The 18,103-nt window shown below is 36.3% G+C and carries 10 protein-coding genes and 1 pseudogene; all 11 read right to left on the bottom strand.

The annotated features are described in order from the left end of the window. A pseudogene (locus ACQKCJ_RS09550) lies at positions 1-3,978 on the bottom strand (hypothetical protein); the annotation flags it as partial. Positions 3,979-4,472: 494 nt separating this feature from the next. After that, a complete protein-coding gene (gene queG / locus ACQKCJ_RS09545) occupies positions 4,473-5,399 on the bottom strand; it encodes a tRNA epoxyqueuosine(34) reductase QueG (protein WP_427401915.1) in 927 nt (308 codons plus the stop codon). Beyond that, positions 5,396-6,742, bottom strand: coding sequence for a cytochrome P450 (locus ACQKCJ_RS09540; RefSeq protein ID WP_427401914.1), 1,347 nt, complete (start codon positions 6,740-6,742; stop codon positions 5,396-5,398). The genes queG and ACQKCJ_RS09540 overlap by 4 nt, the downstream gene beginning before the upstream one ends. 12 nt (positions 6,743-6,754) lie before the next feature. Next, positions 6,755-7,777, bottom strand: a complete 1,023-nt coding sequence (gene ruvB / locus ACQKCJ_RS09535; RefSeq protein ID WP_427401913.1) for a Holliday junction branch migration DNA helicase RuvB — start codon at positions 7,775-7,777, stop codon at positions 6,755-6,757. A gap of 289 nt (positions 7,778-8,066) precedes the next feature. Then, the gene (locus ACQKCJ_RS09530) at positions 8,067-9,869 is read right to left on the bottom strand and encodes a cytochrome c oxidase subunit I (RefSeq protein WP_271337650.1); all 1,803 of its coding nucleotides are present in this window, start codon (positions 9,867-9,869) and stop codon (positions 8,067-8,069) included. A gap of 31 nt (positions 9,870-9,900) precedes the next feature. Further along, positions 9,901-11,085 carry a cytochrome c oxidase subunit II gene (locus ACQKCJ_RS09525; protein ID WP_427401912.1) on the bottom strand — a complete coding sequence of 395 codons (1,185 nt, stop codon included), beginning with the start codon at positions 11,083-11,085 and terminating at the stop codon, positions 9,901-9,903. Positions 11,086-11,104: 19 nt separating this feature from the next. Beyond that, positions 11,105-12,484 (bottom strand): quinol:cytochrome C oxidoreductase, encoded by a 1,380-nt coding sequence (locus ACQKCJ_RS09520; RefSeq protein WP_427401911.1) that lies wholly within the window; start codon positions 12,482-12,484, stop codon positions 11,105-11,107. 27 nt (positions 12,485-12,511) lie between these two features. Next, on the bottom strand, positions 12,512-13,057 hold the full coding sequence (locus ACQKCJ_RS09515; protein WP_271337653.1) for a c-type cytochrome: 546 nt from the start codon (positions 13,055-13,057) through the stop codon (positions 12,512-12,514). Positions 13,058-13,065: 8 nt separating this feature from the next. Continuing rightward, positions 13,066-13,590: a DUF3341 domain-containing protein gene (locus ACQKCJ_RS09510; protein ID WP_041516373.1), complete on the bottom strand. Its 525-nt coding sequence runs from the start codon at positions 13,588-13,590 to the stop codon at positions 13,066-13,068. After that, positions 13,583-14,983: an NrfD/PsrC family molybdoenzyme membrane anchor subunit gene (gene nrfD, locus ACQKCJ_RS09505; RefSeq protein WP_271337657.1), complete on the bottom strand. Its 1,401-nt coding sequence runs from the start codon at positions 14,981-14,983 to the stop codon at positions 13,583-13,585. The genes ACQKCJ_RS09510 and nrfD overlap by 8 nt, the downstream gene beginning before the upstream one ends. A gap of 34 nt (positions 14,984-15,017) precedes the next feature. After that, entirely contained in the window at positions 15,018-18,083 is a 3,066-nt protein-coding gene (locus tag ACQKCJ_RS09500) for a TAT-variant-translocated molybdopterin oxidoreductase (RefSeq protein ID WP_427401910.1), read from the bottom strand. Positions 18,084-18,103 lie beyond the last annotated feature (20 nt).

The raw sequence follows: 18,103 nt of genomic DNA, 5'->3' as shown, positions 1-18,103 counted from the left end.
ATACGTTAAGTTAGCATCGTATACACTTAAAATATTTCTTGCTGCTGCACTACAGCTCTCTGCTGTTACAGCAACTGTTGGAGCTGATGGAACTGCTAATTGTGCGTTTCCGTTATAGGTAAAACTTGCTGATGTAGCAGAACATTGTGAACTGTTCTTAGCTGTAATCGTGTAAGATGTTCCTGTACTACCGCCTGTGATAACTCCGCCTGTTCCTACTGCTAATCCTAATGGAGTTGAAGTATACGTTAAGTTAGCATCGTATACACTTAAAATATTTCTTGCTGCTGCACTACAGCTCTCTGCTGTTACAACAACTGTTGGAGCTGATGGAACTGCAGGAGTCGCATTGATCGATCCTGAAGTAGCCGTAACCGAACTACACAATGAAGTAGCATCTTTAGCTACAACAGTATGCGTTCCAGCGCTTACATTAAAAGTAGCTGAAGTAAGCACAGCAAAAGTTGCATTATCTACAGAATATTGAGTTGTAGCATTATAATTATTAATGGTCAACGTTCCGGAAACACCACAAGTTGGTTGTTTAATTGTTAGTGTTGGTGTTGCTGGCAACGAATTAACCGTTACCTCCCCCATTATTGTTACAGCCGAACATGGTGTTGTATGACCAACCGTTGTTATACTATAGGAGGTGCCATTTGTTGTTGGAATTCCTGAAATCGTAACTGTTTTTGCATCTGGATCAACTTTAAAATCTAATCCGGTTGGCAAATTTTTTACGATAGCATTGGTCGCACTTCCTCCAAAAGTATAAACTGTAGTTGGGATTGCTGATCCTGCACAAACTGCCGAGTTTTGTGTACCGCTGGTTAATGAAATTGTAGAAGGATTATTTATAACTGCAGTAACTGCAATTCTTGATGTACTGGTACAGCCAGAAGACGTAATAGTAGCACCTACATAATAAGTAGTAGTAGCTGTTAAATTAGGAGTTGTAAAATCCCCACCTGTTTTTAATAATGTGCCGCCAGTCAAACTATTGTACCAATATATAGTTGCTCCAGCTGATGCTGTCGCAAGTAGCTGTACTGTTCCTGGGCCACAATTAGAACCTTCTGTAGTAGAATTTATTGTTGGTGTAGTATTGATTGTTGCTTTAACTTCAGTTCTGGCTCCTGTAGTACATCCATTATCAGTCGCATCAACATAATAACTCGTTGTTGTTGATAAATTTGGCGTATCATAAGTCGTTCCTGTTGTCAAAAATGTACCACCTGTTGCTGCTGTATACCAATTGATTGTTCCTGAAGAAGCTGTGGCTCCTAAAGTTAAAGTTCCTGCATCACATCGTGAAGCTGGTACTGTGTTTGTTATAGTTGGTTTTGGCTTAATAACAAAATTTGCCGCTGCCCTGCAAGTCGAAAGAGGACAACTTGCATAATAAATTATAGTTCGTACTGTAGTTCTATCTGTTAAAGTTGGAATAAACGAAGAACCTTTAAATAATGCCTCTCCTCCAAGAGCATTCGCAAACCATTCTATATCATTAGAGTTGCATGATGTAGATGTTGCAGTTAATGCTGCACTCGGATCTCCTTGACAAATTGAAACTCCTATGGTAGTTGGTGCTCCTGAAATTGCATCTACAGTCATTTCATTACTAGGAAGTGAAGTACATCCTTGTGGATCGGTTGTAGTTACTTTGTATTTCCCTGCAACTAGTCCAGAAAAAGTACCTGTCGAATTATTAATTGGAGCCGTTACAGGATTTGTTCCCGTTAACGTATACCTTATATTTGTTCCGTTGGCAGGACTACTTACTTTAATCGTTCCTGTTGGTGTAGTACAACTTGCTTGTGTTGTTACCGAAGCAGTCGGAGCGTTTGGTAAAGCTAAAATTATTATATCATCTTCTGTCCCAGCACCATTAAAATTAAATCCAGGGACAGGTGCTTGACTAGCTCCCTCATAATTTTTATTTGCACTGATGGAGGCATTTGTAGATGCCGTTATTTGTCTGTTTACACTAGTACGTGTTGGATCAAGATATAAAGCCTGTGCCTTAGAATCATATGTACCCGCTGCAATTGATGTTACGATCTTACCTGTTAAAGTTATTGTAACTACTCCATCTTTAGCAATATTAAAACCACCAAAAATTGGATTATTACCTGTAGCAGTATTAGTCAAAGTTCCAGCAGGTCCCGAAGCATCAACTGAATATGCTGCTATAGCTGAATCAAATTCAATTCCATTTGGAAAAGTAAAATCCAAAACAACTCCAGCCGCATTTCCTACTCCTGCATTTTTTATTTGAATTTCATAAGAAACCTTTTCTCCTACCGAATTACAAACAGTTTTATTAGACGAAGATTTTACTGTAATTTCAAGACGTGGAAAACAACTTGAATTAACCTGCAGGTTTGCTGGTAAATCTGATGTAACAAAAGTGGATACATGTCCATCTGATCCAGGCATCGCCCCATGTGCTGTAGTATTACCACTGTTTGCTCCTGTTGTCATTCCTGATAAGCCTTTGCTTACATCGGTTTTAGTTATTACTGTTCCTACAAGATTATGTCTAATGATACCACCACCACCACCACCACCAGGTCCGTGTTCGTTGTTAGTATCTCTTTCTGTATTTCCTCCCTTTCCTCCTTTTGCACTAATTGTAATTGTTCCAGAACTACTATTAGAAATATTTAATAATACAGTTCCTCCAGCTCCGGCACCTCCGGCACCATCAGGTGAACTTCCATAAATACCTGGAGCTCCATCTCCACCATTGGCTTCAATTAATCCAACCCCTTGAACAACACCGGCATTAATGAGTACAATAGCACCTCCAACACCGCCTTTTACACCATCAACAGCATCATTTGCATCTCCGGCTCCACCTCCGCCACCCATTATAAGCCTCGTCAACGATGGTGTAGATGTAGAAGTAAGCATAGGAAAAGATTTAAAACCTGGTCGTCCTCCTCCGGTAAGACCACCATTATCATAGCGATCTCCTCCAGCATATCCCTGCCAGCCATAACCACCTAAACCACCATAACCACCATTACCGCCACCACCACCACCGGTATTGTGATCATTACCACCTCCACCAGCATTGGCAGCTGCCCCTCTTCCAGAGGAACCAACAGGTAAACCTTCGGTAGCATTAATCACCTGGTTAAAGCCATCCCACATATATTTGGGTGTCCCTGCAATTCCTTCTCCTTTACAAGAAATTGCGGTATTTGTAGCAACTCCAACATAAGTTGTTGCATTATTTGCACCTGAAGCAGCTTTCGGACTAAACCCTCCTCTAAATCCTCTTGCATTTCCATCAATTTTCATTCCACCAAAATCGAAAAATCCAGAAACATTAAAAGCAATAACTCCTCCGGCAACACCATTAAATGGCGGTGTTGTAATATCTGATTTTAAAGTTAAGTTAGAGTATTGTGGGACTCTAATAATTTGAAATGTTCTCTTTCCTCTTAATCCTGTCGCATCTGCATTATAAAAACTATTAAAAGCACCGCCATTGGGACCTGTACCTTTAAAGGTCAAATTCCCACCTGTCAATGGTACATTACTAGTAGCAATAACATACTCAAAAATACCCGAATTACCAATATCGGTAAATCCTGTACCTCCTTTACCATCAGGGCCACTATACGTCGTACCTGAACCATAACTAGCATCATTTGAAGAGTTTATTGTTGCATCTTGCATCTGGATGATCAAAATCAAATCTCCTACAGAAATTGGTGTTGTCCCAAAATTGTTTTTATGCTGATCTGTAGCTGGTACAGCACCTAATACAATAGATAAAGAGCCTTCAGGCAATGTTCTATTACCAGCAATTGGATAATAAGTATTTACAGAACCTGTTATCGCAACAGGACCATCAGCTCCGGGCGTACCACAAATTTGTGCGAATGAAGGTATAGATGTTATAAATAATAAAACTAAAGAGATTAGTCTAAAAAATTTAGACTGACTAAGAGTAAAGTTACGCATAGACAATTGTGGTATTAAGAATAGAAGAATGGAAAGCCGAAGAACCAATTGTGGTTTTCAGCATATAGGGTAAATACGATAAAATAAAGGAAATGGTTTTTGCAAATCCCGAAAAAGTTTTTTCAGGATCGTCACAAAAATAAAGTAGTTTTTGCACCATAAATGTATGTCGTTCAAGGCATAAAAGTTGCCTTTAGGTTAAATTAGTAGTTTTGGAGTCGCGAAAGTATACAAACACCTATTTACTAACTACTTTAGTCGACAAACTACACGGATAAACGTTGAACGACACTTTTTGACGATAAAAATTAACATCAAGTTGTGAAAAACTTAACTATTCGGTAATAAAACAACAGAAATTTATTAATTTTTTAAAGTATTATTGATTTTTAGACAAATATGGGATAAAAATGTAAAAATCTTACAAACTGCGAGAAATATAGAATAGGGAAGGATAGCCTCGAAAAAGACAAAAAATTAAAAAATAGAGAAAATTACTCTAAAAATTTAACATTTCGCTTCAAACCATTAAACTTGGTTCTTTTGATTGGCGAGTTTCTGAAAACGGCACGAAAAGTTTCTTCTGTAATCTCGATCCAGTCCTTTTTAGAAAAAGAAAGCAGTTCCGGATTCGGATTAAATAAAGGTTCTAAATGGGGTTTCGAGAACCGGTTCCAGGGGCAAACATCCTGGCAAGTATCACAGCCAAACATCCATTCGTCAAATTTCCCTTTCATTTCATAAGGAATATTCTCTTTGAGTTCAATGGTGTAATAAGAAATACATTTGCTTCCGTCAACAACATGCGGAGCAACAATTGCCTGCGTGGGACAAGCGTCGATACAAGCAGTACAAGAACCGCAATGATCTGTAGTAGCATGATCGTATTCTAATTCTAAATCGAGTATCAGCTCGGCAATAAAGTAAAAAGAACCTACCTTTTGGGTCAATAGATTCCCGCTTTTACCAATCCATCCCAAACCACTTTTTGCCGCCCATGCCCTGTCTAAAACAGGCGCCGAATCAACAAAAGCACGACCGGAAACATCGCCTATATTTTCCTGGATAGCATGCAGAAATTCCTTGAGTTTATCTTTGATTACAAAATGATAATCCTGCCCGTAGGCATATTTCGAGATTTTAAAACTGTCCTGACTTTGGGTTTCTTCGGGATAATAATTTAGCAAAAGCGAAACAACACTTTTGGCATCATCAACCAATAAGGTAGGATCTAAACGCTTGTCAAAATAGTTCTCCATATAGGCCATTTGCCCGTGATGGTTATTGTTAAGCCATTTTTCAAGACGTGGCGCTTCCTCTTCCAGAAATCCTGCTTTAGAAATTCCACAAGAAAGAAAACCCAGACGTTTTGCTTCAGATTTTATAAATTCCGAATATGTTTCTTTTGCATTAATACTCATCTTTTAGAGAATGAAACTTCTACACCAACAGGTTTTAATGTTATTAGAGGATTAAACTGAACAGTATCTGTACTGGATTTAATCACGTATTTTTTTACAATCTGAGAAATAGCCAGACACATTTCATAAATAGCAAACCCTGCACCTATGCACATTCTTGGACCCGCTCCAAACGGATAAAAGTATTGCATCGATTGCTTTTTTTGTTCTCCAAGAAATCGTTCCGGATCAAATTGTTCCGGGTTTACCCAATATTTAGGATTTCGATGTAACTCATAAAAAGAAACACCAATCAGTGTTCCCTTTTTGATATGATAACCGGCTAGAGTATCATCAGCAACATTCTGCCTGTCGGTAATCCAGGCCGGTGGATACAAACGCATCGACTCGTTTAAAACGGCATTGGTATATGTCATTTTCTGAAGCTGTTCAACAATATCATTCGTTTGGAATTGAATCTCAGTAATCTCATCAAAAACTCTTTGTTGAATCTCAGGATTCCTTCCTAAAAGATGCAAAGTAAAAGTCAGGGCATTGGCTGTAGTTTCATGCCCGGCAATAAACAGCACTTTAATTTCATCAACCAATTGACTTACAGTCATCCCTTCTCCCGTATCCTCATATCGGGTCTCCAAAAGCATGTTCAGAAGGTCATTAATTTCTTCTTTCGAAGCCATTCTATCCTCAATAATTTCCTGAATAATACTATTATTCTCCTTCGCCAGTTCAAGATGATTCTTTACCTGGCCGCTTAACGAAAACCACCATGCTTTATGCGGAAGCCTGATTTCCTTAATTAAGAAATTCTGTACTTCTTCGATAATGAATTTTATCCTATTCAATTTTTCATCCGAAATTGAAAGTTGAAATAATGACTTCGCCACAACATTAAATGCCAATTGACTCATTACAGGAAAAAGATCAATTGCTTTTTCTTCTTCTAAATCTTTCAATTCTACAGCAATGGTATAATTCATGTTTTCTACCAGCTGATTCATCTTTTGCTTATGAAAAGCAGGCTGAATCAGTCTTCTTTGTTTCAGCCAAAAATCACCATCAACAGTCAAAAGTCCTTTACCTAAATATTTCGAAAGGTAGACAGATTGAAATTTAGACTTATGATAATTCTTTTGATTCTTCTGTAGGATATACTGAGCAATTTCATTGTCCCTCGATAAGATGATATGTTTTGACCAGCCAATTTTAAGGGAAAAAGAATCTCCCAACTGATCAAAATATCTGGCATGAAAAGGGATCGGATTTCGTCGTACTCCTTCAGCATCCAGAAAAAATCTCACTATTGAAAGTCTGTTGGGATAAGTATATTTTCGATTATCGGACATCTTATAATAGAATTAAAACAATCCGCCCTGAATGTTCGTGTTTATTTTACCTAAGTGTTTATAAGCTTTATCTGTAACTTCACGACCACGTGGCGTACGCATGATAAAACCTTCCTGAATCAAAAATGGCTCATAAACTTCCTCAATAGTTTCACTGCTTTCAGAAACTGCAGTTGCCAAAGTTGAAAGCCCAACAGGTCCTCCTTTGAATTTATTGATAATCGTTAATAAAATTTTATTATCCATTTCATCAAGACCGTGAGCATCGACATTCAATGCTTTTAGCGCATAACGTGCAATCTCAAGATCGATAGTTCCATTTCCTTTTATCTGTGCAAAATCACGCACTCTTCGCAACAGTGCATTTGCAATACGAGGTGTACCACGGCTCCTGCCCGCGATTTCTATCGCAGCATTTAATGAAATTGGCATCTTAAGTATAGAAGAACTTCTTTCGACAATAGAAGTCAAAAGTTCAGTAGTATAGTATTGTAATCGTGATGAAATTCCGAAACGTGCACGCATTGGCGCCGTCAGTAATCCTGAACGGGTTGTAGCCCCGATTAAAGTAAAAGGATTTAAATTGATTTGTACCGTTCTGGCATTTGGCCCCGACTCGATCATAATATCAATTTTAAAATCTTCCATTGCTGAATATAAATATTCTTCAACAATTGGACTTAGACGATGAATTTCGTCAATGAACAAAACATCTCTCTCATCAAGATTCGTCAATAAACCGGCCAGATCTCCAGGTTTATCTAAAACAGGACCGGAAGTAATTTTTATCCCGACTTCAAGTTCATTGGCCAAAATATTCGCCAAAGTCGTTTTTCCTAATCCCGGAGGTCCATGAAAAAGAGTATGATCAAGAGCTTCACCACGCTGATTGGCTGCCGCAACAAAAACTTTTAAATTCTCTAAAACCTGATCTTGTCCGGCAAAATCATCAAATGACAGCGGACGTAATCTTTTTTCGAGATCTAATTCTTCTGGATTGTACCCATTTGTAGTGGGATCTAGGTTTTCATTCATTTTACAAAGATAGACAAAGTAATCAGTTTGTAAAACAGATAAATTTCAAATAAAAAAAGGAAAATTCATTATTAACATTCCAAATTCCAACTTATTACTTTATCTAATCATTTGCAGAGTTACTTAATCACATAATAAGAAGCCAAATTGCTATACAGTTTACCTTCAATTTAACTTGATATAAAAAAATGGTTCATTTCACCTCCCAACATTCCTGGGATTTGGAATTTAAATAAAATCGGAATAAAACAAAAAAAAGACCATCTTCTCAGATGGTCTCTCTTATATTTTAGTGGTGTAAAACTTCTTCACCTTCTTTCATTGGTACATTTTGCGGTACAAAATCTACATCATGATTTGGGTTACTGTAGTCATATGGCCAACGGTATACATGAGGAATTTCTCCTGGCCAGTTACCGTGAATATGTTCTACTGGAGTAGTCCACTCTAATGTTGTAGATCTCCAAGGATTCTGAACTGCTTTCTTACCGTAGAAAATACTAACAAAGAAATTGTATAAGAATACTAACTGGAACGCTCCTCCTACAAGAGCAAATGTTGTAATTAAAACATTCACATTTTGTAAATCATCAAATAATGGGAAGTTTGTGTTTGTATAATAACGTCTTGGTAAACCAGCTAATCCGATAAAGTGCATTGGGAAGAAAACTCCGTAAGCACAAACTGCCGTTACCCAAAAGTGAATATAACCTAAGTTTTTATTTAACATTCTTCCGTACATCTTAGGGAACCAGTGGTAAATACCAGCAAACATTCCGTAAAGTGCAGAGATACCCATTACTAAATGAAAGTGAGCAATTACAAAGTAAGTATCGTGAACGTTAATATCTAAAGTACTATCTCCTAAGATGATTCCAGTTAAACCTCCAGTGATGAAAGTAGAAACCATTCCGATAGAGAATAACATTGCAGGGTTGAATTGCAGGTTACCTTTCCATAAAGTTGTAATCCAGTTGAATGCTTTTACAGCAGATGGAATTGCAATCAATAAAGTAGTAAAGGTAAATACAGATCCTAAGAAAGGATTCATACCTGAAATAAACATATGGTGACCCCAAACGATTGTTGATAAAAATGCAATTGCAAGAACTGACATAATCATCGCTCTGTATCCAAAAATTGGTTTACGAGAGTTCGTAGCCATAATTTCAGAAACAAGACCCATCGCTGGTAAAATTACAATATAAACCTCCGGGTGTCCTAAGAACCAGAATAAGTGTTCGAATAAAACCGGAGAACCACCTTGGTAATGTAAAACCTCTCCAGCAATATAGATATCAGATAAGAAGAATGAAGTACCAAAACTTCTGTCAAAAATCAATAATAAAGCTGCAGATAACAATACAGGGAATGAGATAACACCAATAATAGCTGTTACAAAAAATGTCCAGATTGTAAGCGGAAGTCTGGTCATAGACATTCCTTTAGTTCTTAAGTTGATAACAGTTACGATGTAGTTTAAAGATCCCATTAAAGAAGATGCAATAAAGATAGCCATAGAAACTAACCATAAAGTCATACCTGTTCCAGAACCTGGAATCGCTTGTGGTAAAGCACTTAATGGAGGGTAGATTGTCCAACCTGCAGAAGCTGGTCCAGCTTCAACAAATAATGAAGACAACATAATCACAGCAGACAAGAAAAACAACCAGTATGAAACCATATTCATAAATCCGGAAGCCATATCTCTTGCTCCAATTTGAAGTGGAATAAGTAAGTTACTAAATGTACCACTTAAACCAGCCGTTAGTACAAAGAATACCATGATGGTACCGTGAATTGTTACTAAAGCCAAATAAATATCATTTGCCATTACACCATCAGGTGCAAATTTATCTCCTAATAAAACATTAAAGATTTTGAAAGACTCTTCCGGCCATGCTAATTGCATTCTAAAAAGCAAGGACATTGCAATACCAATAATTCCCATGAAAATACCGGTAATTAAGTATTGCTTCGCAATCATTTTGTGATCAATACTAAAAATGTATTTAGTAATGAACGTTTCTTTATGATGGTGTTCGTGCTCGTGATCGTGTCCGTGATCGTGATCGTGCGCTTCTGCTGACATATATGTGTACTTTAAATTTTCTTAATAAATATTATTTCATAGCAACTTTAGCAATAGCTGCTTTAACAGTATCAATCACCGCTTTAACAGTATCTTTTGCTGTACTATCTGTAGTCGCTTTTGCTCCTTCAGCTGGTGCTTTAGCAGCTGCTGCCGCTTTAATATCCTGAGCTAAAGTAGTTTTTTCACTTAACCATTTTTTATAGTCTTCCGGAGTATCAACAACTACTTTCATTTGCATGTTGTAGTGAGAAGCTCCACAAATTTTATTACATAATAATAAATAATCAAATGTATAAGGATCTAAAGCTGTACCGCCTTTAGCAACTAACTCAACACTTTTTTCAGCTCTCAATTTATTGATGTTTGAAACTTTCTCTACCATAAATGGTAACTCTCTGTATTCAGAGGTTGTATAAGTAGGTACAAAAGCAAATTCAGTAACCATACCAGGAACACAGTTCATCTGTGCTCTAAAGTGAGGCATGTAAGCTGAGTGTAATACATCTTGAGAACGCATCTTAAAGTGTACTTTTTTACCTTTTGGAATATGCAACTCAGAAACTACAATATCATCTTGAGAATTAGGATCAGACATATCAACACCTAAAGTATTGATTCCTTCAATCAAACGTACGTTTGCTTTTCCTAAAACATTATCATTACCAGCATATCTTGCAGTCCATTTGAACTGTTGTGCATATAATTCGATTTCAATTACATCTTCGTCTTTATCAACAAACATAATGTTGTTCCATGCATACAATCCGTAAAGGATCAAACAAGCCAAAACTACAGATGGAATAATACTCCAGATTGCTTCTAATTTGTTACTATCAGCAAAGAATAATGCTTTTTTGTCTTTATGTCCTCTATTTTTGAAAGAAAACCAATAAAGTAAACCTTGTGTAATAAACTGAACTACAAAAATTAAAACCCATGTAATATTCATTAAATTATCTACTAAAAGCCCATGCTCTGAAGCAGGAGTATGAAGTGCTAAATTACCCCATTTTAGTAAACCGTAAATCGTAAATATATAAATGAAAGCCAAAAAGCCAAACATAATATATCCCTGAATATTATTATCATTATCTGATGCAACTTGAGTATCGTCCGAAGAAGATCCCACTTGAGTAAGATCAAATATCTTGGTCAATTGCCACAATGCAATTGCTAATAAAACTAAAACTACAATTACCAACAAACTTGTCATCTGTTTACTTCTTTAAATATTAATAATGAAAATGTTTACTTTCTTCAATGAAAGGATTTCTTTTTGCTAACAAAGGAGCTTTAGTTAATGCAGTAAATACAACAAAAATAAATAAACCTAAGAAGAAAAGTATAGATGCAATTTCAGGAACTCCAATAAACCATTTATCTCCAACTGTACCAGGCATAATCATATTAAAGAAATCTACATAGTGACCTAATAAGATAACAACACCAGCCATAACAATAACCCAGCTAAGACGTTTGAAATCTGTGTTGATTAATATTAATAACGGGAATACGAAGTTCATAACCACAGCACCAAAGAATGGTAAATTGTATAATTGAATTCTCGTTATGAAGTAAGTTACCTCTTCCGGAATATTAGCATACCAGATCAACATGAATTGAGAGAACCATAAATAAGTCCAGAAAACACTAATACCAAACATAAATTTAGCTAAATCGTGAATATGACTTGTATTTACGTATTCTAAATATCCTTTAGATTTTAAGTAAACAGTTACTAACGCAATTGCAGTAATACCACTTACAAAGAAAGAAGCGAATACATACCATCCAAATAATGTACTGAACCAGTGTGGATCAATTGACATAATCCAGTCCCAAGACATGATAGACTCAGAAACGATAAAGAATACCAAGAAACCAGCAGTTAACTTAAAGTTCTTTTTGTAGTATAGATCATCATTAGCCTCATCTTGCGCTAAACAATTTTTTCTTGAAAAATAATTATATAAATTCCATCCAATTAAAAATATGGCAGCTCTAATAAGCCAGAAAGGAAAGTTTAAATAACCTGCTTTACCAGCAATAATTTTATCATAGTTTGGACTAGTAGGATCTGTAACTCCTTCACCTAACCATACAAATATGTGATTAAAGTGTAATCCACAAAGAATTAATATGATAAAGAAAATAACAGAACCAACTGGCAAATAAGCCGTAATTCCCTGCATAACTCTAAACAAAACCGGAGACCAACCTGCCTGAGCAACTTGTTGAATAGCATAAAATGCTAAAGTTCCCATAGAAAGTAGTAAGAAGAAAATACAAGCAACATATAAAGCTGACCAAGGCTTATTTTGCAATTGGTTCAATACATGTTTTAAATGTTTTTCGTGCTCATCAGCAGCATTAACTTTTGCATGCTCTCCACCTTTATGTGAGTCATGCGAAGCTTCAGCAGCTTCGTGATGTCCAGCTTCTGCTGTTGCTTCATGTGCAGCACCATGAGATCCATGTGCATCTGCAGCTAGAATTTTTTCAACTTCTTGAATATCTTTAGGAGCAGTTAAAAAACCATATCCAATTCCTAATATACCAAGGGCCATTAGGATGATAGAAAAAGTTTTTAATTTACTTGAAAATGTATACATATCTATTACGATCAGTTTGTTCAACAATTATAATTGGCTTTTTAGTTTTAGAACATAGTCAGCAACTAACCAACGTTCGTGGGCACTTAATTGATTTGCATGTGAACCCATTGCATTTAAACCATAAGTTTCAACGTGAAAGATACTTCCTTCAGTGATTTCTCTGTCTTTATAGCTAGGTACTCCAAGAAATTTTTCTCTTTCAACCAATTTACCTTTACCGTTTCCAGTTGCACCATGACAACTGATACAGTAAATATCGAAAAGTTCTTTTCCTTTTCCGGAATTTCTTTCGATAGAATCCAAAGGCGATTTTAAATTAGCTTTTGCCAATTCATAACCTGCAGTTGAATTTTCATATTCATAAGGTTCAAAACCTCTATTGATACTTCCTTGTGCAGGAAGCTGTCCTTCTTTTCCACCTTTAAATATTTTTGCTTCTGCATATGGTTCATATGCTAAAGATTCATACATATTAGGGAAATACTGATAGTTTGGTGCCGAAGTATTGTGGCATGATGAAACTAAAATAGTTATACCAACTAAAAGTGTTATTTTATATATCCTTTTCATAGCTACAATTAATTCTTTTCAATTACTTTAACTTCAACTGCTCCTGTACCTTCGAAAAAAGAAACTAGTTCTGCTTCGTTATCATTTACAGCAACTTCCATTAAAAAATGGTCATCTGTTGTTCTTACATCAGGATTCTCAGCTTCTTTAAATGGCCATAATCTACTTCTCATATAAAAAGTGATAACCATTAAGTGAGCAGCAAAAAATACTGTCATTTCAAACATAATTGGTACAAATGCAGGCATATTCTGAATGAAACTAAAACTTGGTTTTCCTCCAATGTCCTGCGGCCAATCATGAATCATGATATAACTCATCATAGTCGTTGCAACAGAAATACCAACACATCCATATAAAAATGCACAAATTGCTAATCTTGTTGGCGCTAAACCCATAGCCTTATCCAATCCGTGAACTGGGAATGGAGTAAAAACTTCTTCAATATGATGATGAGCAGCTCTGGTTTTCTTTACTGCATCCATCAAAATATCATCGTCATTATAAATGGCGTATATTACTTTATTACTCATGATGTGTATCTTTTTTTGCTCTTTCTCTAATGTAATTATCTCCTGTTCCTTTCAAAATTGTTTTAACCTCTGCCTGAGCAATTACAGGGAATGTTCTAGAGTATAATAAAAACAATACGAAGAAGAAACCAATCGTTCCGATGAAAATTCCAATATCAACAAATGTTGGTGAGAACATTGTCCAAGAAGATGGAAGGTAATCTCTATGTAAAGAAGTAACAATAATTACGAATCTTTCAAACCACATTCCGATGTTTACTACGATCGAAATAATAAATGAAAACATGATACTTGTTCTTAATTTCTTGAACCACATAAATTGTGGAGAGAAAACGTTACAAGTCATCATCGACCAATATGCCCACCAGTAAGGTCCGGTTGCTCTGTTTAAGAACGCATATTGCTCATACTCTACTCCTGAGTACCAAGCTACGAATAACTCAGTGATATACGCTACTCCAACGATAGAACCTGTAATCATAATTACAATATTCATTAACTCGATATGTTGTACCGTAATATATGCTTCAAGGTTAGAAACTTTTCTCATAACGATCAACAATGTGTTTACCATTGCAAATCCTGAGAAAACCGCTCCGGCAACGAAGTACGGAGGGAAAATTGTTGTATGCCATCCTGGTATTACAGATGTAGCAAAGTCCATCGATACAATCGTGTGTACAGAAAGTACAAGAGGAGTAGCTAAACCAGCCAATACTAATGATACTTCTTCAAAACGCTGCCAATCTTTAGCTCTACCACTCCATCCAAAACTTAGGATAGAATATACTCTTTTATTAAAAGGTGTTATCGCTCTATCACGTAGCATTGCAAAATCAGGTAATAAACCAGTCCACCAGAAAACTAATGATACTGAAAGGTACGTTGAAATTGCGAAAACGTCCCAAAGCAATGGTGAGTTAAAGTTTACCCATAAAGATCCAAATTGATTTGGAATAGGTAAAACCCAGTATGCTAACCATGGACGTCCCATGTGAATAATTGGAAATAAACCTGCCTGAACTACCGAAAAGATAGTCATTGCTTCTGCAGAACGGTTAATCGCCATTCTCCAGCGTTGACGGAAAAGTAATAATACCGCAGAAATTAATGTTCCGGCGTGACCAATACCAACCCACCAAACAAAGTTCGTGATATCCCAAGCCCAACCAACTGTTTTATTTAATCCCCATGTTCCGATACCGGTAGATACAGTGTAAATTATACAACCTAACCCCCAAAGGAAGGCTATTAATGCGATAGAAAATACAATCCACCATTGTTTGTTTGCAGGCCCCTCAACAGGTGCAGCTACATCTACAGTTACATCGTGATAAGATTTATCACCTATAACTAAAGGTTTTCTAATGGGTGCTTCGTAGTGAGACGACATAATCCTTTATATGTTTCTTAATTAATAATTTATTCTAAGTATTTCTAACTTTAACATGGTAAACCACATTAGGTTTTGTTCCAACATGCTCCAATAAATGGTATGATCTATCGTCAGCAGCTAATTTAGCAACTTTACTTTCAGTATCATTAACATCACCAAATATCATTGCTCCAGAAGAACAAGCATTTGAACAAGCTGTTTGGAATTCACCATCAGCAACCGGACGACCTTCATTTTTTGCTTTCAATTTAGTCGCCTGTGTCATTTGAATACACATAGAACATTTTTCCATAACTCCACGTGAACGAACGTTTACGTCTGGGTTTAATACCATACGTCCTAAATCATCATTCATGTGGTAATCGAATTCACTGTTTTTGTTGTACAAGAACCAATTGAAACGACGTACTTTATACGGACAGTTGTTTGCACAATAACGAGTACCAACACATCTGTTGTATGCCATATGATTTTGACCTTCACGACCGTGAGAAGTTGCAGCAACCGGACAAACTGTTTCACACGGTGCGTGATTACAGTGCTGACACATTACTGGTTGGAAAGAAACTTGTGGATTATCTCCTGCTTTTTCCATTTCATTAAATGTAGATAATGAACTAGATAAACCAGCGATTTCATCCTTTCTTTTGTTATCACCTTCAAAAGTGCTTTCAGAAGAATAATATCTGTCAATACGCAACCAGTGCATATCACGGCTTCTTCTTACTTCTGCTTTACCTACAACAGGTACGTTGTTTTCAGCGTGACAAGCAATAACACATGCTCCACAACCTGTACAAGCGTTTAAGTCAATCGAGAGATTAAAGTGATGTCCTGTAGAACGATCAAATGATTCCCATAAATCAACAGTTGTAGCTTTAACTTCTTCGTGATCTAAAGATACCATTGGTTGTTCGTTCCAATGTTCAGGATCTTTAGTATTAAAGATTTCAAGAGAAGTTTCTTTAATAATATCTCCTCTTCCCATTAATGTTTTCTGTCCCTGAACACAAGCAAACTCATGAACACCATTTGCTTTCGCAATAGAAACAGATTGAACACTACTGAAATTTTTATATAAAGTGTAAGCATTTAAACCTACCTGCATTTCATCTTTTAAAGCTGCCTTACGACCGTAACCTAAAGCCAAACCAACCGTACCAACAGCTTGTCCTGGCTGAACAATTACTGGAACGTTTTCTAATTTCAAACCATCAGCAGTAGTAACTGTAGCATAACTTCCGTTTAAACCTCCGTTTGCAACAATTTCATTTGTTAAGTTTAATTTTTTAGCATCAGCATTCGAAACAGTTACATAGTTATCCCAAGAAACTCTTGTGATTGGATCCGGAAATTCCTGCAACCAAGGATTGTTTGCTTGTTGACCATCTCCTAAACCTGTTTTTGTATACAATACCAATTCAAAGTCTCCGGCAGTTTTTGATTTTGCAACAGCATTTGCAGCAGAAGCATAATCAACAGAACCCGCAGATAAAGCCGATGAACCAATTACAGAAACACCATCATGTAAAACTTTATTCCAAGAAGAACCTGCAACTACAGAAGCTGAATTAGCTTTTATGTAATCATAGAAATTTCCAGGAGTTCCGTTTAATGATAGTAAAACATCTTGAAATTGTTTAGTATCAAATATTGGACGAATAGTTGGCTGAGTCAAACTATAAGTTCCTTTTGTAATTACAACATCTCCCCAAGCCTCTAAATAATGAGGTACCGGAGCAGCAATTGTAGTTATAGATGCAGTCTCATCTTCTTTTAAAGAAAATGCAACTGATGTTTGTACTTTTTTCAATCCAGTTACAAAAGAAGCTGAATCAGCTAATGTATAAACCGGATTAATTCCGCTCATGATTAAAGTATGAATACTTCCTGCATTCATATCTTTCACCAATTGAGATACAATTGCATTAGAACCTTTTCTAATTTGTCTTGTCCCTACAGTATTAAAAGCTTCACTAGCCAACACCTGGTTGATAGCCAAAACCAATAATTGAGCATTTTTATCTTCAAGTCCAGAAACCAAAACTCCTTTAGAACCTGCAAGTTTTAAATCATGAATAGCTTTAGCTACTTCAGGTTTAAACTTAGAATCTAAAGAATTGGCTACAGAAGAACCTGTAATATTATTATAAATCTCTACTAGAGCTTGTTTTTGATTCGCAGCATTCATAGGAATACGTTTATCAGCAGCAGCTCCTGACAATGTCATATTTGATTCAAACTGAAAATGACGAGACATTTTCTTAGAACCTGTAGACCCAGACGGAATTCTACCTTGTGCATAACCCGCATCGTATCCACCACCTTGCCAATCTCCTAAGAAATCAGCTCCAACAGAAACAATTACAGCAGCTTTTGAGAAATCGTAATCAACAAGAGCTCTTTCACCGTAAACTGTCTCGAATGCATCTAACGCGTCTGATGAAGAAACCGCATCGTAAACAACGTGTTTTGCATTTGGATTTTTAGCGATAAATTCACCTATTAATTTCTCAGTAGAAGGACTTGCTAAAGTATTTGTCAACAATACCACTTGCCCACCTTTTGCTTTTGCATCAGCCAGACTTGATTTAATTTTCAAATCAACAGCAGACCAGCTACTATTTTTTCCATCCAATTTAGGTTCTTTCAAACGCATGCTATCGTATAAAGATAAGATAGACGCATGAATTCTAGCATTGGCTGAAAACTTAGCTCCAGAAATAGTATTGTTATCAATTTTAATTGGACGACCCTCACGAGTTTTTACTAATAAGTTAGCAAAATCAAAACCATCAAAAACAGTAGTTGCATAATAATCAGCAACACCAGGAATGATTTGTTCTGGTTGTAAAACATATGGTATAGACTTGTGAACAGGACCTTCGCAGGCAGCAAGTGTAACCGCTGCAGTACTAAATCCTACGTACTTTAAAAAGTCACGACGTGAAGTTCCAGATGTAGCTAAAGCATCTGCATTTCCTAAAAATTCTTCAGTAGGAATTTCTTCAACAAATTCGTTATTTCTAAGCGCCTCAACAATAGAACTATTCTCTAGTTCTTCAACACTTTTCCAGTATTTTTTGTTTGATGACATTGTATATAAATATTAAAATC

It is taken from the genome of Flavobacterium sp. NPDC079362, from assembly GCF_050267765.1.
GTDB lineage: Bacteria > Bacteroidota > Bacteroidia > Flavobacteriales > Flavobacteriaceae > Flavobacterium > Flavobacterium azizsancarii.
This window is presented reverse-complemented; position numbering and strand designations above follow the sequence as displayed.